This is a genomic window from Kitasatospora sp. NPDC058184 (assembly GCF_042883725.1).
Taxonomy (GTDB): domain Bacteria; phylum Actinomycetota; class Actinomycetes; order Streptomycetales; family Streptomycetaceae; genus Kitasatospora.
This window is the reverse complement of sequence record NZ_JBHVVE010000002.1, coordinates 489,097-506,162: the sequence shown is the minus strand read 5'-3', so window position 1 is coordinate 506,162 and position 17,066 is coordinate 489,097. Positions and strand designations below refer to the sequence as shown.

General features: G+C 75.1%; 19 protein-coding genes. 14 read left to right on the top strand and 5 right to left on the bottom strand.

Translation table 11 applies throughout. The annotated features are described in order from the left end of the window. Nucleotides 1–45: 45 nt before the first annotated feature. Nucleotides 46–594, top strand: coding sequence for a hypothetical protein (locus ACFVXH_RS05440; RefSeq protein ID WP_387820346.1), 549 nt, complete (start codon nt 46–48; stop codon nt 592–594). Then, nucleotides 591–1,079 (top strand): hypothetical protein, encoded by a 489-nt coding sequence (locus ACFVXH_RS05435; protein ID WP_380738224.1) that lies wholly within the window; start codon nt 591–593, stop codon nt 1,077–1,079. Before ACFVXH_RS05440 ends, ACFVXH_RS05435 begins: the two co-directional genes overlap by 4 nt. A 123-nt stretch (nt 1,080–1,202) precedes the next feature. On the opposite strand, the gene ACFVXH_RS05430 is transcribed toward ACFVXH_RS05435, so the two are convergent. After that, nucleotides 1,203–2,168 (bottom strand): DUF2510 domain-containing protein, encoded by a 966-nt coding sequence (locus ACFVXH_RS05430; RefSeq protein ID WP_387820344.1) that lies wholly within the window; start codon nt 2,166–2,168, stop codon nt 1,203–1,205. Between the two features lie 9 nt (nt 2,169–2,177). Then, complete coding sequence (locus tag ACFVXH_RS05425) at nt 2,178–3,515, bottom strand: MFS transporter (RefSeq protein WP_387820342.1); 1,338 nt, start codon at nt 3,513–3,515, stop codon at nt 2,178–2,180. A gap of 26 nt (nt 3,516–3,541) precedes the next feature. Between ACFVXH_RS05425 and ACFVXH_RS05420 the strand changes: the two genes are divergently transcribed. From ACFVXH_RS05420 to ACFVXH_RS05400, 5 genes are all read left to right on the top strand, one after another. Beyond that, complete coding sequence (locus ACFVXH_RS05420; RefSeq protein WP_387820340.1) at nt 3,542–4,081, top strand: CGNR zinc finger domain-containing protein; 540 nt, start codon at nt 3,542–3,544, stop codon at nt 4,079–4,081. 107 nt (nt 4,082–4,188) lie between these two features. Continuing rightward, nucleotides 4,189–4,761, top strand: coding sequence for a hypothetical protein (locus tag ACFVXH_RS05415; protein WP_241853023.1), 573 nt, complete (start codon nt 4,189–4,191; stop codon nt 4,759–4,761). 77 nt (nt 4,762–4,838) lie between these two features. After that, nucleotides 4,839–5,606 carry an HAD hydrolase family protein gene (locus ACFVXH_RS05410; protein WP_387820338.1) on the top strand — a complete coding sequence of 256 codons (768 nt, stop codon included), beginning with the start codon at nt 4,839–4,841 and terminating at the stop codon, nt 5,604–5,606. Between the two features lie 146 nt (nt 5,607–5,752). Beyond that, nucleotides 5,753–6,202 (top strand): nuclear transport factor 2 family protein, encoded by a 450-nt coding sequence (locus ACFVXH_RS05405; RefSeq protein ID WP_387820337.1) that lies wholly within the window; start codon nt 5,753–5,755, stop codon nt 6,200–6,202. A gap of 34 nt (nt 6,203–6,236) precedes the next feature. Further along, a complete protein-coding gene (locus tag ACFVXH_RS05400) occupies nt 6,237–7,268 on the top strand; it encodes an aminoglycoside phosphotransferase family protein (protein WP_387820335.1) in 1,032 nt (343 codons plus the stop codon). A 298-nt stretch (nt 7,269–7,566) separates the two neighbouring features. Here the strand turns inward: ACFVXH_RS05400 and ACFVXH_RS05395 are convergent, their stop codons facing one another. Next, nucleotides 7,567–7,956, bottom strand: coding sequence for a nuclear transport factor 2 family protein (locus ACFVXH_RS05395; protein WP_049655217.1), 390 nt, complete (start codon nt 7,954–7,956; stop codon nt 7,567–7,569). 65 nt (nt 7,957–8,021) lie between these two features. Continuing rightward, nucleotides 8,022–9,176 (bottom strand): MFS transporter, encoded by a 1,155-nt coding sequence (locus ACFVXH_RS05390; RefSeq protein WP_387820598.1) that lies wholly within the window; start codon nt 9,174–9,176, stop codon nt 8,022–8,024. Between the two features lie 241 nt (nt 9,177–9,417). Here ACFVXH_RS05390 and ACFVXH_RS05385 point away from each other — a divergent pair, with 241 nt between their 5' ends. The 7 genes from ACFVXH_RS05385 (at nt 9,418) to ACFVXH_RS05355 (ending at nt 15,846) form a co-directional block, all read left to right on the top strand. Next, entirely contained in the window at nt 9,418–10,023 is a 606-nt protein-coding gene (locus tag ACFVXH_RS05385) for a TetR/AcrR family transcriptional regulator (protein WP_387820332.1), read from the top strand. 228 nt (nt 10,024–10,251) lie between these two features. Beyond that, nucleotides 10,252–10,533, top strand: a complete 282-nt coding sequence (locus ACFVXH_RS05380) for a hypothetical protein (RefSeq protein WP_049654447.1) — start codon at nt 10,252–10,254, stop codon at nt 10,531–10,533. 162 nt (nt 10,534–10,695) lie between these two features. Further along, entirely contained in the window at nt 10,696–12,099 is a 1,404-nt protein-coding gene (locus ACFVXH_RS05375) for a cytochrome P450 (protein ID WP_387820330.1), read from the top strand. A 126-nt stretch (nt 12,100–12,225) separates the two neighbouring features. Further along, nucleotides 12,226–12,882, top strand: coding sequence for a DUF1707 domain-containing protein (locus ACFVXH_RS05370; RefSeq protein ID WP_387820328.1), 657 nt, complete (start codon nt 12,226–12,228; stop codon nt 12,880–12,882). A gap of 84 nt (nt 12,883–12,966) precedes the next feature. Continuing rightward, nucleotides 12,967–13,785: a serine hydrolase gene (locus tag ACFVXH_RS05365; protein ID WP_387820326.1), complete on the top strand. Its 819-nt coding sequence runs from the start codon at nt 12,967–12,969 to the stop codon at nt 13,783–13,785. Between the two features lie 171 nt (nt 13,786–13,956). Then, the gene (locus ACFVXH_RS05360) at nt 13,957–15,165 is read left to right on the top strand and encodes a transferase (RefSeq protein WP_387820324.1); all 1,209 of its coding nucleotides are present in this window, start codon (nt 13,957–13,959) and stop codon (nt 15,163–15,165) included. A gap of 30 nt (nt 15,166–15,195) precedes the next feature. Continuing rightward, nucleotides 15,196–15,846 (top strand): DUF4328 domain-containing protein, encoded by a 651-nt coding sequence (locus tag ACFVXH_RS05355; RefSeq protein ID WP_387820322.1) that lies wholly within the window; start codon nt 15,196–15,198, stop codon nt 15,844–15,846. Nucleotides 15,847–15,858: 12 nt separating this feature from the next. Here ACFVXH_RS05355 and ACFVXH_RS05350 read toward each other — a convergent pair whose 3' ends face one another. Next, complete coding sequence (locus ACFVXH_RS05350) at nt 15,859–16,992, bottom strand: FAD-dependent monooxygenase (RefSeq protein ID WP_074004151.1); 1,134 nt, start codon at nt 16,990–16,992, stop codon at nt 15,859–15,861. Nucleotides 16,993–17,066 lie beyond the last annotated feature (74 nt).

Here is a 17,066-nt window from a genome sequence, read left to right as displayed (position 1 = left end):
CGAACCGGTCGGAGGGGGTGCGGGGGCGGGATGCGGAACAGACAGGTGGCCTACGGCGTTTCGGTCGCCCTGGTGTGGACGGTGTCGCTGACGCTGTACGCCGCCACCGGGATCGGCTGGTGGGCGGCCGTACCGGCGGGGCCGGCCGTGCTGGTGCTGCTGGCGGTCCTGTGGCCGCGGCGGCGGGGGAGCGGGGCCGGGCACGGAGGCGATGTCGCCTCGTGGGGCGCGCCCCGCTCCGCGGCCGGGGCGCCGGCGCCCGGCCGGGCGGCCCCGCTGCCGGAGAGTTCGGTGGCCTGGGAGATGGGGGACCCGGCCGGCCCGCCGGTCGTCAAGGGCCCCGTCGCCGGAAGCGCCGTCCTCCCGGATCGGATCGACTCCACCGAGCGGGACGACGACCTGGTGATCGTCGGGAGCGGTGCCGCCTCCCGGTACCGTCCCCTGCACGAGTACGCCCAGGACCCGCTGACCCCGGCGGCCGCCGAGACCGTCGCCACGGGCCTGGAGCGGCTGTTCCTCCGCCTCGGCCCGCCGCCGGGCTCCGCCCACGGCCCCGACCAGTCCGCCCCCGCACCCCGAGGTGACGACCGGTGACCACCCCCGAGGAAGGCCGCGTCCGCCGCCCGACGGCCCTGGAGATCGCCACCCAGTGGGCCCAACTCCCGCCCGAGCACCTGCGGGTGGCCCTGGAGCACCTCGAACTGGAACTCCAGCGCGAGCACGCCAGGGAGACGGCCAGGGAACGCCACCGGGCGTCCCTCGAAACGGTCCGCCTCAAGGAGGAGCACGCGACCGAGCGCGCCCGGATCGCGGCCCGGGAACGCCGCGACCAGCGCGCCCACCAGCTCTACGTCGGCGGCCTGGTGGCCGGCTTTATGCTCGCCGCCGGGATGCTCGTCGGCTCAGTGCTCGTCGGCCTCGACGGCCGCCAGTGGCTGGCCGGCCTGCTCGCCGGGCCCAGCCTGATCGCCCTGCCGGTGGTCTTCGTCCTGCGCCGCAGCGACCGCCCCGCCGCCCGCCCGCGCCCCCTCCCGCCGCCCTCGGCCCCGGACCAACTCCCGGGCGACCAACCGGCGTAGCCGGGGGCGGGTGCCCGCGTCGGGTTGGTCCTGCGGCGTCCGCCGTGGTGGAGGCGTGTCGTGGATTCCGGAGCGCCCCGCCGCCGTGGAACCGGGCGGCCGGCGGCGTCCCGGAGCGGTGCGTCAGGTGCCGCTGGTCGGGGTGTCGTCCTTCTTGACGCCCAGGAGGATCTGGTCGAGCACCGAGACGTCCGGGGCGGCCGGGTCCTCGTCCACGCCGCCGTCGAAGACCACGTAGCCGCCGCCCTTGGCGGGGAGGGCGGCCAGCAGGACGAAGCCCTGGGTGCCGTCGGTGTTGGTGATGTGCCAGCGGGTCGCGTACCCGGCCACGCCGGCCACGGTGATGGTGCCCGAGCCGTAGTCGGTCTGCGAGGCCATCCCGCTGAAGATCTGCTTGGCGACCGTCGGCATGGCGGCGTCGGCGGCGGCCTTGGGGGTGTCGCCCTGGACGGTGTTCTTCTCCACCGAGAACCGGCCGCGGATGCAGGCCTTGCCGTTCGCGCAGGTGTAGCGGCCGCTGCCGAGGTAGACCGACCACTGCGGGGTGTCGGTCGCGGAGACCTCCCAGCCCTCGAACAGCGGCAGGGTGATCGAGTGCTGCTTGTCCGCGACGGTGCTCCGGAGGACCGGGGCGGGCTTGGGCGTGGACGGCTTCGGGGCGGGGGTGGGGCTGGTCGTCGGGCCGGTGCTGCTGGTGACGGGGACGGTGGGGTCGGTGGTCGGGTCCGCCGCCGGGTCGCCGCCGTGGCTGAGCGCGATCCCGGCGACGCTGCCGCCGATCGCCAGGACGCCGACCGCGATGCTGATGAGCACGCCGGGCTTGACCCGCTTGGGAGTCGGGGCCGGGGGCGGGTAGCCGGGGCCGGGCTGTCCGTAGCCCGCGCCGGGGTAGGCCTGCTGGGACGGGTGAACCGGGTAGGCCGGGTACGCCTGCTGCGCCGGGTACGCCTCCTGGCCCGGGTAGCCGTAGGCGCCCTGGGCCGGCCGGACGTCGCCGGTCCAGGCGTTGCCGTCCCACCAGCGCTCGTGGCCCGGGGCGCCGTCCGGGCCGGGGACCGGGTACCACCCGGGAGGCGTCTCGTTGTTCACGGCCGTACGCTACCCGGCGGTGTGCCGCCCGGGCCGGGGAGGGGTGCCGCGCCCGCCGGCACCCCGGCGGGCGGTGGCCGCGAGGGTCACGGCCGTGGTCGCGGCGAGGGCCGCCCAGGCGGCGGTGAAGCCGTGGGTGGTGTCGCGGAGCAGCCCGAGGGCGGGCGGGACCACGACGACGGCCACCTGGTTGACCGCCATGACCAGGCCGAGGGCGAAGCCGGTCCGGCCGGGCGGCGCCGACTCCGCCAGGTGGGCCACCCAGGGGCCGTACCAGCCGATCCCGAAGAAGCCGAGCCAGGTGAACAGGACGGCGGCCGCGGCGGGGGACCGGCCCGCCGGCGTCGTCAGGACCACCAGCCCGGCCACCACCGCGGCCAAGCAGACCAGGACGGGCCGGTACCGCCCGGCGCGGCTCCGGTCGCTCCAGGCCGCCAGTGCGATCCGGCCGACCGCCCCCGCGACCTGGACCGCCACCAGGACGGCGGCGCCGGCGCCGGGGCCGAGGGCCGTCACGTCGTGGAGGTACAGGGCGCCGAGCACGCCGATGCCGCTGTGCACCGAGACCAGGGCCAGGCCGGAGAACAGGAGCCTGGCCATGGCCGGTTCGCGGAGGATCCTCAGCCGGGCGCGAACGGAGGCCGTCGGTGCCACGGGGCCCGGGGCAAGGCCGCGAGCCGGGGCGGGAGCGGGGCGTACCGGCGGGGCGGTCGGCGGGCGCCGGTAGAGGGCCGTGAAGAGCCCGGCGCCCAGGAGCGCGACCAGCCCGCCGACCACCAGTGCCGCCCGCCACCCGTACGCCACGGCCACCAGCGGCAGTACGGCGGCGGCGAGCGCCCCGCCCAGCGGCAGTCCGGCCTGGCGGACGCCCATGGCCAGCCCCCGCTGGGCCGGGTCGAACCAGGAGGCCACCGACTTGCTACCGCCCGGCTGCACGGTGCTGTACCCGGCGCCGACGACCAGCAGGACGGCCAGCAGGGAGGCGTACCCCTGCGCCAGGCTGCCGAGGAGCAGGGCCGCGGCGACCACGGCGGCGCCGAGGCCGACGACCCAGCGCTCGTTGTACCGGTCCAGCAGCTCGCCGGCCACCAACAGGCCGACCAGCGGCACCAGTTGGGAGGCAGACAGGAGCAGGCCGAGTTGGCTGGTGCTGAGGTCCAGCGCGTGCTGCAGGGGGACGGCCATCGCCCCGATGCCCTGGACGAAGAAGCCGGAGGCGGCCTGGGTGACGGTGGCGACGGCCAGGACCACCCAGCGGTACCGGAGCGGGCGGGCGGTGTCCCCGGGAGCCGCCGGCGCGGAACTCGTCGGTGCGGAAGGCTTTCCGGTGTCGGTGTGCTGACGCATGCCCAGCAGCCTGCTGTCATGGTCTTATGCACCTCAACCCTTACGGCGAGAGCGCCGTGCACCTGGCCGCGGCCCTGGCCAACCGGCGCCCCGGGACCGCCGAGGAACTGGCGGACCGCTGCCGCGCGGCCGGGCTGGTGGTCGACGGGCCGGTCCGGCCGGCGGACCTGGCGCGCATCCTGGCCCTGCTGGACACCTGGGAGTCGGTGGTCGACGCGACTGACGAACGCGAACGGGCCGAGCGGCTCAACCGGATGCTCGCCGCCGACGCCGCCCACCCCCGGCTGACCGACCACACGGGCGGCTGGCACCTCCACTACCGCGACGACCACCAGTCGTTCGGCGCCGTGCTGTCCACCCTCATCGCCGTCGGCACCGCCTTCCACCTGGTGGGCCGCGGCATGCACCGGCTCGGCCGGTGCGCCGTCGCCGAGTGCGCCACCGTCTTCGCCGACACCACCCGGACCGGCCGCAAGCGCTACTGCACCCAGCGCTGCGCCAACCGCGACGCCGTCCGCCGGCACCGCCGCGCGGCGCGGCCGACGAACGGGTCGGCCCGCGCGTGACCGTCCCGGCCTCGGGAGCAGGAAGTCGGCCGGGCCGACTTCCCACTCCGGCCGCCCCGAAGGCCGTCCCGGGGGCCGTGTCGGTGCCGAGGGCTACCGTGTCGATCATGACCGACTACGACTGGATCCACCGGGGCCCCATCGACTGGCTGGAAGGACAGGGCTACGGAGAGGACGAGACCGTCCTGGTGTACTTCCGGGGAACCACCCGGGCCGCCGTGGCCGACGGGCTGACCGCGCGGCACCGTCCGCCCTTCGCCCGGGGCGAGGAGCCGGCGCCCGGCGAGTGGGGCGTGATCGTGCACCCGATGCTCAACCCGTCCCGCAACGACTACGACGACATCGACTACCGCGGGCTCTGCCCCGAGGGCGCCGAACTGGTGGTGTTCGTGCCCAACCCCTGCATCGTCAAGGCCCACGGCCCCAAGGCGTACCACTACCGGGACGGCCGGATCTCCTCGTGCGTCGACTACGAGGGCGCCGAGCACGTCGGGGAGCGCTGGCCCAACGCGCTGGCCCCCCTCGTCACGGCGGCCGGGCTGGGCATCGGGGGCGAGTTCGCCGAGAGCCCGGACCACGAGCAGCGGCTCACCGCGCTGATCTGCGAGCACCTGGGCCTGCCGGCCCTGGACCGGGCCGCCATGACGGTGGACCGCGAGCTGATGGACGACTACCAGTAGGGCCCCGGCTCGTGGGGGCGTTTCCGGGCGGGACCGGTGGTGGATCGTGTACGGCACCGGCTGGATAGCATCGTCTTATGATCTCCTCCAGCGCCCGCACCACGGTCTTCGACATCGACGGCACGCTCTGCTTCGACGGGCGGACGATCGACAGCCGGATCCTCGCCGCCCTCGACGCCTGCGAGCGGGCGGGCCACCAGCTGGTCTTCGCCTCCGCCCGGCCGGTCCGCGACCTCCTGCCCGTCCTCGACGGTGCCTTCCCCACCGCCACGCTGATCGGCGGGAACGGCAGCCTGGTCTCCGTCGACGGACAGGTGCGGGCGCGGGCCGCGTTCGAGGCCGGTGAACTCGGGCGGCTGCTGACCGAGGTCGAGCGGTTCCGGGCCGGCTACCTCGCCGACGGCCCGTGGGACTACGCCTACACCGGACCGGCCGACCACCCGATCCGCGGCCGGGTCGACCAGGGCGGCCTCGCCCGCCGGGTCGAGCTCGCCGAACTCCCCGCCGTCGTCAAGTTCCTGGTCGTCGACGCGACCGACCTGGCGGCCCTCGCCGAGGCCGGCCGCGCGCTCGGGATGACCGTCAACCACCACCTCGACGAGGCGATCATCGACTTCGCCCCGGGCACCACCAACAAGTGGGAGGCGCTGACCTCGCTGGGGATCGACGCCTACAACGCCTTCGGCAACGACATCAACGACCTCGACCTGCTGCGCAACGCGCGGCACTCCGTCCGGGTCGGCGGCCACCCGGGCCTGGACGGCGTCGCCCGCGTCACCGTCGCCGCCGAACCGGAGGCCGTCGCCGCCGAGATCTCCCGCCTGGCCGAGGCACCCGTCCGGTAGCCGCCGGACGCCGCTCGCCACGCGGGCACGGCGAGCCGCCGGGTGCTTCCCGTGGTCGCCGCCGCCGAGCCCCATCGGGACCCGACGCCCGATCAAGGCGTGGGAACATCAGGGGAGATGACCGCCGTCCGGCCCCGGGGGAGACCATGACCGCGCCAGTCGATCCGGTGCCGAGCCACCGGGCGATCGAGAACCTGATCGCGCGCTACGCCGAACTCGTGGACGACGGCGACTTCGCGGGCCTCGGCGCCCTGCTCGCCGACGCCGTCTTCGTCGGCAGCGGCGAGCCGGTGCGCGGCGGCGCGGCGATCGAGGCGATGTTCCGGGAGACGGTGATCATCCACGCCGACGGGACACCGCGGACCGAGCACGTCACCACCAACGTGGCGGTCGAGGTCGACGAGCCGGCGGGGACGGCGGTCGCCCGCTCCTACGTCACCGTGCTGCAGGCACTGCCCGGGCTTCCGCTGCAGGCGATCGCCGGGGGCCGGTACCACGACCGCTTCGCGCGCGGGGAGGACGGGCGGTGGCGGTTCGCCGAGCGGCGGGTGCGGATCACCCTGGTCGGCGACGTGAGCCGCCACCTGCGGCGGTAGGGTGCCGCCGACCGGGACGACGAGGGGCGGGGCAGTGGTGCGGGAACGGTTGGCGGGTGCGGCGCGGGCCGCGCTGGGCTGCGGGCGGCGGCTGGAAGCGGTCGAGCGGCTGGCGGGCGGCAGCAAGAAGGGCGTCTACCGCCTGCGGATGGACGACGGGACGACGGCGATCGCCTACCGCTGGGATCGGACCGAGAACTACTGGCCGGCGTCCGAGGGCGACGACGACCTCGCCGACCCGTTCTCGCCCGGCCTCGGACTCGACCTGTTCGAGGCCGCGCACGCGCGGCTGGACGCGCTCGGCGTCCGGGTCCCGGCGCTCCGGTTCGTCGAGCGCGCCACGGACCGGGACGGCGGGAGTGCCCCGGGCACGGCCGCTCCCGCGGCCGACGACCCGGCCGACCGCACGGCCGACCTCGCGATCGTCGAGGACGTCCCCGGCGAGAGCCTGGAGAAGCTGCTCGCCCGCGACCCGCGCGCCGCCGCCCCGGTCCTGGCCCGGCTCGGCGAGGCACTGGGCGCCATGCGCGGCCACCGGGCGCCCCGCTACGGGAAGGTGGCGGTGGTCGACGGCGGAGGAGCGTCGCACGGGCCGTCGTGCGAGGGCGTCGTGCTGGACCGCGCGCTGCGCGACCTCGCCGAGGCGGCCGCGCGCGACCCCCGGATCGCGGAAGCCCGGGACCGGTGCGCGGACCGGCTGCGGGCCCTGGCGGCGGCGGTGCGCCCGCGCGCCGAGTACCCGGTGGTGCACGGCGAACTCGGGCCCGACCACGTGCTGGTGGACGCGGACGGCCGCCCGGTGCTGATCGACATCGAGGGCACGATGTACTTCGACGTCGAGTGGGAGCACGTCTTCCTGCGGATCCGCCTGCCCCGGGCCGACTACCGGCCGCTGGCGGCGGACGGCCTGGACGAGGACCGGCTCGCCCTCTACGCACTGGCCCAGCGCCTCTCGCTGACGGCGGGACCGCTGCGCCTGCTCGACGGGCCCTTCCCGGCCCGCGAGGCGATGGCCGCCATCGCCGAGCACAACCTGCGCCAGGCCCTGCGCCTGCTCGGCGACTGAGGCCGGGTGGGGCGGACGAACCCGTGGACGGCAGACCCCCGGACCGCCCTCGCCGAGGCGGGCCTGGTTCTCGTGGGCGGATGGACCGAACCCGAGGGCCTCGTCCCGCCGTTCCTCACCGGCCAGGCGCCGGGATGCCCGCCCGCGGGTGCTGCGGCGGTTCACCGCGTGGGTGGCGCAGGGCGCGCTGGACGACCCGGACGAGCCGCCGCTGGGCCCGGTGGCGCGTCGCTGGCTGGACGGCCTCCCGGGGCGGACCTGATCGCGGGGCGGCCACGATCAGGTCCGTCCCGGCCGGTCAGCCGGTGAGCTGGGCCTGGAAGACGGCGCTGTTGAAGTACGCCCGGGCCTCGCGGATGAGGCCGGTGTCGTCCAGCTCGTAGACGTTGATGCCGGACCAGTTGACCGGTTTGCCGTCCAGGGCCACGGCCGCGCCCCGCCAGGAGACGGCGACGTGGCTGCCGACGGTGTGCGCCTCCAGCGGCGTCAGCCCGAGGAAGGGGCGGAAGCCGGGCAGGACGGAGGAGATGAAGGCGTGGATCGCGGGGCGGCCGGTGATCGGCGGCGCGCCGACCGGGTCGTGGAAGACGCCGTCCTCGGCGAAGGACCCCGCCCAGGCGTCGGCGTCGCCCTCCTGGGAGGCGCGGAAGAACTGGAGGACGGCGGGCGGCATGGCCGGGAACGTCATGGGAACTCCTTCGGGATGCGGTGACACGGTGACGTGGTGGTTTGGTGGAAGCGGTTGGAAGCGGCTCAGCGACCGGCCCCGGCCCCGGCCCTGACCCCGGTCCGCAGGGCGGCCAGGGCGGCGGCCGCGGTGAGCGCGACGAGGCCGCACACCCCCGGCCAGCCGAGCTGGGCGTGGAGGCGGATGCCGAGCCAGGAGCCGGCGCTGCCGCCGAGGAACGAGCAGGTCATGTAGGCGGTGTTGAGCCGGCTGCGGGCCTCCGGGCGCAGTGCGAAGATCCGGGCCTGGTTGGCGACCTGGCCGCACTGCACGGCCAGGTCCAGCAGCAGGAGGCCGGCGGCCAGTGCGACGAGGCCCGTCGTGCCGCCGGTGCCGCCCGCGGCGAGCACCGCGGCCGCAGCGAGGGTGGCGCCGGTGCACCAGGCGTTGACCCGGTCCGGGCCGTGCCGGTCGACCCGGCGGCCGGCGGCCGGGGCGCAGAACATGCTCGCCGCCCCGATCAGGGCCAGCAGGCCGAGGGCCTGGGCGCCGAGCCGGTAGGGCGGGCCGGTGAGCAGCAGGGCGAGCGCGGTCCAGGTGGCGCTGAAGCCGCCGAAGAGCGCGGCCTGGCCGAGTGCGGAGCGGCGCAGGGCGGGTTCGGTGCGCAGCAGCCGGACGGTGTCGGCGAGCAGGGCCGGGTACCGGTCGCGGACGGCGGGCGGGGTGGCGGGCAGGGCCAGGCCGAGGGCGAGGGCGAGCAGCGCGGTGAGAGCGGCGGCGGCCAGGTAGGGGGCGCGCCAGCCGAGCTGTTCGCCGAGGACGCCGCCGAAGGTACGGGCCAGCAGGATGCCGCCGATCAGGCCGCCCTGGAGGGTACCGATCACGGTGCCGCGCCGGTCGGGTGCGACCAGGCCGGCGGCCAGCGGGAGGAGCAGCTGGGGGACCACCGTGGCGAGGCCGACGACCGCGCCGGCCGCGACCAGCGGGCCGGCGGCCGGGGCGAGCCCGGCGGCCAGCAGCGCGCAGGCCGTCACGACCAGGAGCACGGTGATCAGCGGGCGACGGGGGAGCCGGTCGCCGAGCGGGACCAGCAGGAAGATCCCTGCGGCGTAGCCGAGTTGGGTGACCGTGGCGAGGTTCGCCGCGGTGCCCGGTGCGATGCCGAGGCCGTCGGCGACGAGCGGGGTGAGGGCCTGCGGGAAGTAGACGTTGGCCACGCTGACGCCGCAGGCCAGCGCCATCACCAGGGGCAGCCGCCGGCCCGTGGCGGCGGGCCGGGGCACGGGGTCCGGTGGCGTCGTCGCGGGCGGTGTGGGCCCGGGCGGCGCGGGGGTCGTGGGTGGCTCGGGCTCGGGCAGGACAGCCGGATCGATCCGGGGCATCGTGACTCCAACCGAACGAACTAGATGGTTCGAATGCTCGCCGTGAGCGTGCCAGACCGTCGCGGGATCGTCAAACGAACCGGTTCGTTACCATCGGCCCATGGCGTACGACTCGACGGCAACCAAAGAGCGGATCCTCACGGCGGCGGCCACCGAATTCGCCGCGTACGGCGTGGCCGGCGCCCGCGTGGACCGCATCGCCGCCCAGGCCCAGGCCAACAAGCGGGCGATCTACGACTACTTCGGCGACAAGAACAGGCTCTTCGCCGCCGTCCTGGAGCGCCTCATGGCCGACCTCGCCCAGGCCGTCCCGCCCGGCGACGAGGACCTGGCGGCGTACGCCGAGCGGCTCTTCGACTACCACCGCGACCACCCGGAGGCCCTGCGGCTGCTGCTCTGGGAGGCCCTCGAACTCGGCGACGAGCCCGTTCCGGGGGAAGCGGACCGGACCCGCCACTACCAGGACAAGATCCGGGCGGCGCGGCCGGCGGGCAGCGGCGACGACGGCGACAGCGGCGGTGACGGTGACGAGGCCCGCGCGCGGCTGTTCCTCACGCTCGGCATGGTCGGCTGGAGCCTCGCCATGCCCCAGCTCCGCCGCATGATCCTCGGCCCCGATTACACCCTCGACGGGCTGCGCACCGAGATCGCCGACGCCGTCCGGGCGCTGCCGACCGCCGGAAGCGGGCTCCCCGAGCAGTCGTGACCCCCGCCATGCGGTCGGCCCGTCCTTTGCGGAAGAGCGTGGAAGGACGCGGAAAGTCGGCGGGTCCGACTTTCCACTCCCGGCGGACCGCGGGCGAATGCCGCGCCGGGCATTGTCCTCGGTTCGGGGGATTTGCGGCGGGATTTCTGACATGGACAGGGCGGTGGGGGAATTCATGGCCCGGAAGGGTGCCGTAACCGATGTGCGCCCTCGGAAGGGAGAACAGTCATGCGTCGTCGGATTGCCGCGGTCGGGATGCTGGCCGCCGCCGGAGTGCTCGCACTCGCCGTGCCCGCACAGGCGGCTACGGGGGTTCTGGTGGTGAACGGTGTGACGCACCAGAATCCGGCGCGGGGGTGCTACCCGACCGTGTCGCCGGTGGTCGTCGAGAACCTCACGAACGTGACGGTCGACGTGTATTCCGCGCCGAACTGTCAGGGGACGGTGACGCGGGAGGTGGCAGCCGGGATGACCGCGGCGACGGTCGGGTTCAGCTACTTCGTCAACTGAGGTACGTCGTCAACTGAGGCCGGCCCGCCGGCCGCGCGACGGAAAGGGGCCGGGGCGGTGCTCCGTACGGAACACCGCCCCGGCCGTCCTGTGGCACGGGAAGGCCCCGGTTCGTACAAAGGCACCGCGGAACGATCCCCGGAAGACACCCCAGGAGGTCCGATGCAGATCCCCGGTCCCGAGCCGAGAGCGGACGGCGGGGTGGGCGCCATCGCGCGGGCGGGCGGGTTGCACGACTACCAGCTGTGGCTGCACGCCGAGTACGGGCCCGTCGTGCGGTTCCAACTGCCGGGGGCCGAGACCGCGGTGTCGATCGCCGACCCGGTGCTGCTGGAGGCCGTGGCCCACCTCGACGAGCGGCCGCCGGGGCTGTTCTCGTTCCTGGACCCGCTGTTCGAGGCGGGCAACCTCCAGGTGCTCCCGGCCGGGGAGCACGGCCCGTGGCGCCGGCTGCTGCTCACCGTTCTCGCCGGACGGCCCTCGCACGAACGGCACTTCGCCCGCTTCACCGCCCTGGCGACCGGGCTCGCCGACCGCTGGGCCGCCCTGCCCGCCGGTCAGTCCGTCGAGCTCCAGCGGGAACTCACCGGGCTCTCGCTCCGGATGATCTGCGGCTACGCCCTGGACGGCGGGACGGACGACCCGGACGGGGGGATCGAGGACCCGGAGGGTGTGGTCGAGGCCTTCGAGGCGGTGCTCACCGACCAGTTGGAGCGCCTCTACCGGGTGCCGTCCGAGCGGCCCCCGGAGCAGCGCGCCGAACGGGCCGCCCGGGCGCTCGCCCGACTGCGGGCGACGGTCGACCGGGTGATCGCCGCGCACCACCGGGGCCACCCCGGCGGCCGGAGCGGCGGGGACGGCAGCGGTGGGGGCGGCAGCGGTGGGGACCGCAGCGACCTGATCGGCGCCCTCGTCGAGGCGGGGGAGAGCCCCGCGCGGATCCGCGACACCGTCCTCGCGGTGATGCTGGCCGCCCACCACACCACGGGCGTCGCCGTCTCCTGGACCCTGCACCTGCTCGCCGCCCACCCGGCGGCGGCCGCGCGCGTCACCGAGGAGCTCGACCGCGTCCTCGGCGACCGCCCGGTGCCCGACCACGCCGACCTGCGCCGGCTGCCGTACCTGGGGATGGTCCTGCGCGAGTCCCTGCGTCGGTACCCGCCCGGCCCGTACGGCGCCCGGCTGACCACCGGGCCGCTGGCCGTCGGCGGGTACGTCGTCCCCACCGGGGCGGTGGTCTTCCTTCCGATCCGGGCCGTCCACCTGAACCCCGCGTACTGGCCCGAGCCGGAGCGGTTCCGGCCCGAGCGGTTCACCCCCGAGGAGTCGGCGGGGCGGCCCCGGCTGGCCTGGATCCCGTTCGGCCTGGGGCCGCGCGCCTGCGAGGGGGAGGGCCTGGCCGTGGTGGAGGCCCAGGTGCTGCTGGCCGTGCTGCTCAAGCGGCTGCGCTTCCGGCCGGAGCCGGGCCACCGGGTGGTCCCGGTCGAACGGTTCGTGCTCTGGGCCGCCGACGACATCCGCATGCTGGTCGAGCCGCGGGCCGCGGCGGGCGAGCCCGCCCGCTGAACAGGCCCGTCGAACAGGTCGGCCGAACCGGTCTGGCGGGAAACCCTATCGCGATATATCGTGAGTTCCTGTCCGCGCCGCTGACCCCAACGCGCGAAGACCATAGCCGAGTTCAGGACGGGAAGTATGCCGGGAGAGATCGTGCCCGCCGCAGGGAAGCAGGCCGCCCGCGGCCAGGAGTCCGCGATGCGGGCCTCCCACGCCGACCGGGACCGGGTGGCCGAGCTGCTGCGCATCGCGGCGGGCGACGGCCGACTGACCTCGGAGGAGCTGGACGAGCGCCTGGAGGCCGCCCTGTCCGCGCGGACGATCGGCGACCTGGCCGGACTCACCACCGACCTGCCGCCCGTCTCGCTCGCCCCCGGCGGGGTGGTGGCGGAGGTCAAGGACGTCCTGACGATCGACCAGCGGTGGAGCCGGGTCAGGCGGGAGGGGCACTGGGTGGTGCCGCGCCGCCTGGAGCTCTTCGTGGAGTGGTGCGACGTGACGCTCGACTTCACCGAGGCGGTGATCACGCAGGACACCCTGCAGATCGACCTGGACATGGAGGGCAAGACCCTGACCCTGATCACCGGGCCGGGCATCGTGGTCGACGCCGACGGCCTGGCCCTGGAGTTCAGCCGGATCAGGAACCGCCGGGCGCCGGACCACGGTGCGCCGGTCACGCTGCGGATCGAACTGGTCGGCAGGAAGCGCCACGGCCGCGTGGTCGTGCGCCGGCCCCGGCGGACGGCCGGACAGTGGCTGCTCAGGAAGCCCCTGGCCCTGCCGCCCGGCGACTGACGGTCCGTCATGACGGCGGAGGCGGTTTCGTGTCGTACGCCGCAACCGTCGAGCTCCGGCCCCGACCTCCCCTACCCTTCCTCCATGCTCTCTGTGGTGGTCGCCCCCTGGGCGGGAAAAGCGGAGCCGGTGTTTGTCCACAATCCGGACGAACTTCACGACGCCGCCAGCACGATGAAGGTCGCGGTGCTCGCCGCGCTCTGCCGCGGCGGGGCGAACCTCGACGCCGAGGTGCCGGTGGTGAACCGCTTCGAGTCCGTCGTGGGCGGCGAGTTCGGCAACGACCCGGACTGGGACAGCGATCCGCTGCCCTGGGAGCTGGTCGGCACCCACGTGCCGCTCCGGCTGCTCGCCGAGCGGATGATCACCCACTCCTCCAACCTGGCCACCAACATCTGCCTGGCCCGCACCACCCAGCAGGCCGTCACCGAGGTGTGGCGCCGCGCCGGTGCCACCCACAGCTCCACCCCGCGCGGGATCGAGGACTACACGGCGCGCGCCCAGGGCGTGCACAACCGGGTGACGGCCCGCGACCTGGTCCGGCTGCTGCGCTCGCTCGCCGGGGAGCCCGAACTCCTCGCCCTCCTCGAGTGCAACGAGTTCCGGGTGGACCTGGCCGCCGGCCTCCCCTCCAACACCCGGATCGCCTTCAAGAACGGCTGGGTCCCCGGCGCCCGGCTCGGCGTCGGCCTCGTCCAGCCGGCCGACTGCCCGCCCTACCTGATCGCCGTCTGCTACACCGGCCCGCTCGCCGACGGCACGGACCGCACCGACCCGGCGGCCCGCCTGCTCGCCCGCGTCTCCAAGGCGGTGTGGGACCGCCGGGACCAGATCAGCCGCCCGGCGCCGGTGGCCCGGCCGGTGCCCTCGGCCGGTCCTGCGCCGCTCCGCTCGGCGGGTTGATCCGCACCGGCCCCGCGCGGCCGGTGGGTTCGCCACGCTCCCGGTCGGGCTTCGGACCGCCCCCGTTCTGGTGTTCGGCGCCAAACCGTAACCGATCGTGCGCGCATGATGATCGGTCGGTTGCGGTATCCGATTGAGGCGTCCTGCTCAAGCGGTCGGGGGTGGGCTGAAGTGTCGTCCCGTCTACGCATACTCGCCCGGTGGGTCACGGCGACCGCCGTCGCCGCGGCCTACGTCGCGCTGCACCTGCTGGTCAACGTCGGCACGGGGGTGGATGTCGAGGCCAGCAGGGCCGGTGCCCTCTGGTGCGGGGCGATCGCCCTGGCTTTGCTCGGGCCCGCCCTGTGGCTGCGGCACCGGCGCCGGTCCGGGGTCGCCGAACTCGTCGGGCTCGTCGACCGCTTCGGCGCGCGACAGCCGCGGTGGCGGTGGGCCGTCCGGATCGCCAACGGCGCCGGGTACCTGCTGTTCGGGGGCGGCACCGTTGCCGTCGCCGCCTCGGAGCGGGGCGAGGGCATGGGCCTGACGGTGTCGCTCGGGGTGCTGGTCGGCGGCGTGGCGGCCGGGGCGGCGGGACTGCTGGTCCTGCGCCGCACCCGCCCGCTCGCCGCCCGCGGGGCGGCCCAGGCCCTGTTGCGGGACGGGCGCAGGCCGGTGCTCTACCTGCGCAGCTTCGACGACGATATGACCGCCGCCCGGGTGGACGACGCCGCGGAGATCAACCTCCACAGCCGGGAGGAGCAGTTCGCCGCCGCGCTGGGCGCCGTCGGACCGGTGATCGCGGTGGGGCGGCCGGGGGAACCCCTGCCCCTCCTGGGCGCGGCCCGGTTCTACCTGCCGCTCGACGACTGGCAGGACACCGTGCGGCGGCTGATGGACCTGTCCCAGCTGATCGTCCTGCGCCTGGGGAAGGGCGAGGGGCTGCGCTGGGAGATCGGCGAGGCGCGGGCCACCCAGCCGCCCGGGAAGCTCGTCCTGCTGGCTCCGCGCGGACTGTCCGAGCTGGCCGACCAGTTGAACGAGGGCCTGCCCACCCCGCTGCTGCCGAGGGAGGCGGTCACGGGTGAGCACTGGATCGGCGCCGTGATCGCCTTCGACGGCCACTGGACGCCCCGGGTGTTCCCGGTGGCGGAACGCAAGGGGCCGTGGGCGTGGATGGAGCGGATGGGCCTCTCCACGCCGCAGACGCCCACGGTGCACCTGGCCCATGCCATCCGGACCGCCCTGGCGGCCACCGGGTGGCGGCCCCGGCGGACGATGACCTGGCGAGCCCAACTCGCGACGAGGAAGGCGGACTTGACGGGCGTGGGGTTGGCCGTCGCGCTGACCCTGCCGGGCTGGCTCGGCTACCGGGTGCTGCAGCTGGCCGGTCTGTGGTGAATCGGTGACCCGACAGGAAGAGGGGGAAGCATGGACAGGTCGAAGCAGCACAGGGCCGTGGTCGGATGGGGTGCCGCGGCGTCGCTCCTGATCCTCGCCATGGTGGCGTGGACCGTGCTGGTCGCCGCGGCCGACTGGCGCGCCTACCTGGTCGTCCAGGACGCCCTCGCGGGCAAGGCGACGGCGGCGGAGTTCACGGCGGCCGCCGACTTCTGGGACTCCGTCAGGGGGCCGCGGTGGCTCCTGTTGCTCGTCCCGGTCTACGCGGTGTTCGCCGTCTGGATGTGGCGGGCCCGGCTCAACGCCGAGGCACTGGGCGGCCCGGGCAGCCAGCGTCGGGCGCGGGCCTGGGCCCTCACGAGCTGGATCACCCCGGTGGCGAACCTCTGGGTGCCGTACCAGGTCGTCTCGGACGTCTGGAAGGCCAGTGCGCCCGGGCGGTCGGCCTCCCGGGCGCGGCTCGCCGTGTGGTGGGGAGCGATGCTGATCGGAACCTACGTGGGCAACGGGTACACGAACCTACTCAAGGACGAGGTCGACACGGTCGACGACCTGCGCCGGCTCGTGACCCTGTCCACCACCAGCGCGGTGCTCGACGTGGTCGCCGGAGCGATCATCCTCCATGTCATCCACCGCGTCAGTACCTGGCAGACCCAGCGGCGCGCCGAAGCGCGCCGCTGAATCCGCCGGCCGTCAGTACGGCTGCACGAGGACGTGCGCCGCGCCGGGGATGCCGACCTTGAGCAGCTCGTCCTCCTCCGGCGTGGTCGCGGTGCCCGTCTCCTGCTTGAGGACGGCCCGGGACAGGGCCTGGACCCACATGGCGCGCGGGCGGCGGCGGGCCTCCCAGGCGGTGAGGGCGGCCGGGACGGTGTCCTCCGCGTCCAGGCTCTGGGCGAGCACGAGCGCGTCCTCGACGGCCATCGCGGCGCCCTGGGCGAGGTGCGGGGTGGAGGCGTGGGCGGCGTCGCCGGCCAGGACGATCCGGCCGACGTGCCAGGGCTCCTCGACGGTGACCTGGGAGATCCGCGAGTAGACCACGGCGGCCGGGTCGGTGATCTGCGCCAGCGCCTCGGCGATCGGGCCGCCGAAGCCGGCCAGCCGCTCGCGCAGCTGCTCGTGGGCGCGTTCCGGGTCGGGGCGGAAGTCCTCGGCTTCGGCGAAGACCGAGCCCAGGTACATCTGCTCCGCGCTGATCGGGGTGAGCAGCGCCTTCGCGTTCAGGTTGCCGGAGGACATCACCACGCCCCGCACCTCGGGCGAACGCGGGACGGTCACACGCCAGTTGGCGAAGCCGGTGTACTCGGGGGCGTACTTCTCGCCGTACAGGTGGCGGCGCAGCGGCGAGCCGATGCCGTCGAAGCCGACGACCAGGTCGTAGCGGCCGACCTGCCCGTCGGTGAGGGCGGCCTCGATGCCGTGGGCGTCCTCGCGCAGGGTGCCGATGGTGGTGCCGAAGCGGAGGGTGGCGCCCGCCTTGACGGCGGCGTCGGCGAGGACGCGGGCCAGCGCGGGGCGCGGGATGCCGTTGTTGGAGGGGGCGTCGCCCATCCGGGGCTGCGGGATCTTCGCGAGGGTGGCGCCGGCCGGGTCGCAGATGGTCAGCACCTCCCACTCGAAGCCGGCGGCGAGGCAGTCGTCCAGGACGCCGATCTCGCGCATCACGTGCAGGGCGTTGGACGGCTGGATGATGCCGACGCCGAGGGCCTCCAACTGCTCGCGCAGCTCGGCGACGTCGACCTGGTGGCCGCGCTCGGCGAGGGCGGTCGCGAGGGTGAGGCCGCCGATGCCGCCGCCGTTGACGAGGACGCGCAGGGGTCTGTTCATGAGGGGGGCTCCGAAAGGAAGTTCACAGGAGGTGCGGGGGTGCGGGGGCGGTGCGGGGCCCGGCCGGAGCCGGT

Bases quoted from the DNA above. Each gene is read 5' to 3' on its own strand.
- ACFVXH_RS05370 (WP_387820328.1), top strand. From the start codon at position 12,226: ATGCCGGGAGAGATCGTGCCCGCCGCAGGGAAGCAGGCCGCCCGCGGC.
- ACFVXH_RS05410 (WP_387820338.1), top strand. From the start codon at position 4,839: ATGATCTCCTCCAGCGCCCGCACCACGGTCTTCGACATCGACGGCACG.
- ACFVXH_RS05385 (WP_387820332.1), top strand. From the start codon at position 9,418: ATGGCGTACGACTCGACGGCAACCAAAGAGCGGATCCTCACGGCGGCG.
- ACFVXH_RS05365 (WP_387820326.1), top strand. From the start codon at position 12,967: ATGCTCTCTGTGGTGGTCGCCCCCTGGGCGGGAAAAGCGGAGCCGGTG.
- ACFVXH_RS05415 (WP_241853023.1), top strand. From the start codon at position 4,189: ATGACCGACTACGACTGGATCCACCGGGGCCCCATCGACTGGCTGGAA.
- ACFVXH_RS05405 (WP_387820337.1), top strand. From the start codon at position 5,753: ATGACCGCGCCAGTCGATCCGGTGCCGAGCCACCGGGCGATCGAGAAC.
- ACFVXH_RS05350 (WP_074004151.1), bottom strand. From the start codon at position 16,992: ATGAACAGACCCCTGCGCGTCCTCGTCAACGGCGGCGGCATCGGCGGC.
- ACFVXH_RS05355 (WP_387820322.1), top strand. From the start codon at position 15,196: ATGGACAGGTCGAAGCAGCACAGGGCCGTGGTCGGATGGGGTGCCGCG.
- ACFVXH_RS05395 (WP_049655217.1), bottom strand. From the start codon at position 7,956: ATGACGTTCCCGGCCATGCCGCCCGCCGTCCTCCAGTTCTTCCGCGCC.
- ACFVXH_RS05380 (WP_049654447.1), top strand. From the start codon at position 10,252: ATGCGTCGTCGGATTGCCGCGGTCGGGATGCTGGCCGCCGCCGGAGTG.
- ACFVXH_RS05420 (WP_387820340.1), top strand. From the start codon at position 3,542: ATGCACCTCAACCCTTACGGCGAGAGCGCCGTGCACCTGGCCGCGGCC.
- ACFVXH_RS05375 (WP_387820330.1), top strand. From the start codon at position 10,696: ATGCAGATCCCCGGTCCCGAGCCGAGAGCGGACGGCGGGGTGGGCGCC.
- ACFVXH_RS05390 (WP_387820598.1), bottom strand. From the start codon at position 9,176: ATGGCGCTGGCCTGCGGCGTCAGCGTGGCCAACGTCTACTTCCCGCAG.
- ACFVXH_RS05425 (WP_387820342.1), bottom strand. From the start codon at position 3,515: ATGCGTCAGCACACCGACACCGGAAAGCCTTCCGCACCGACGAGTTCC.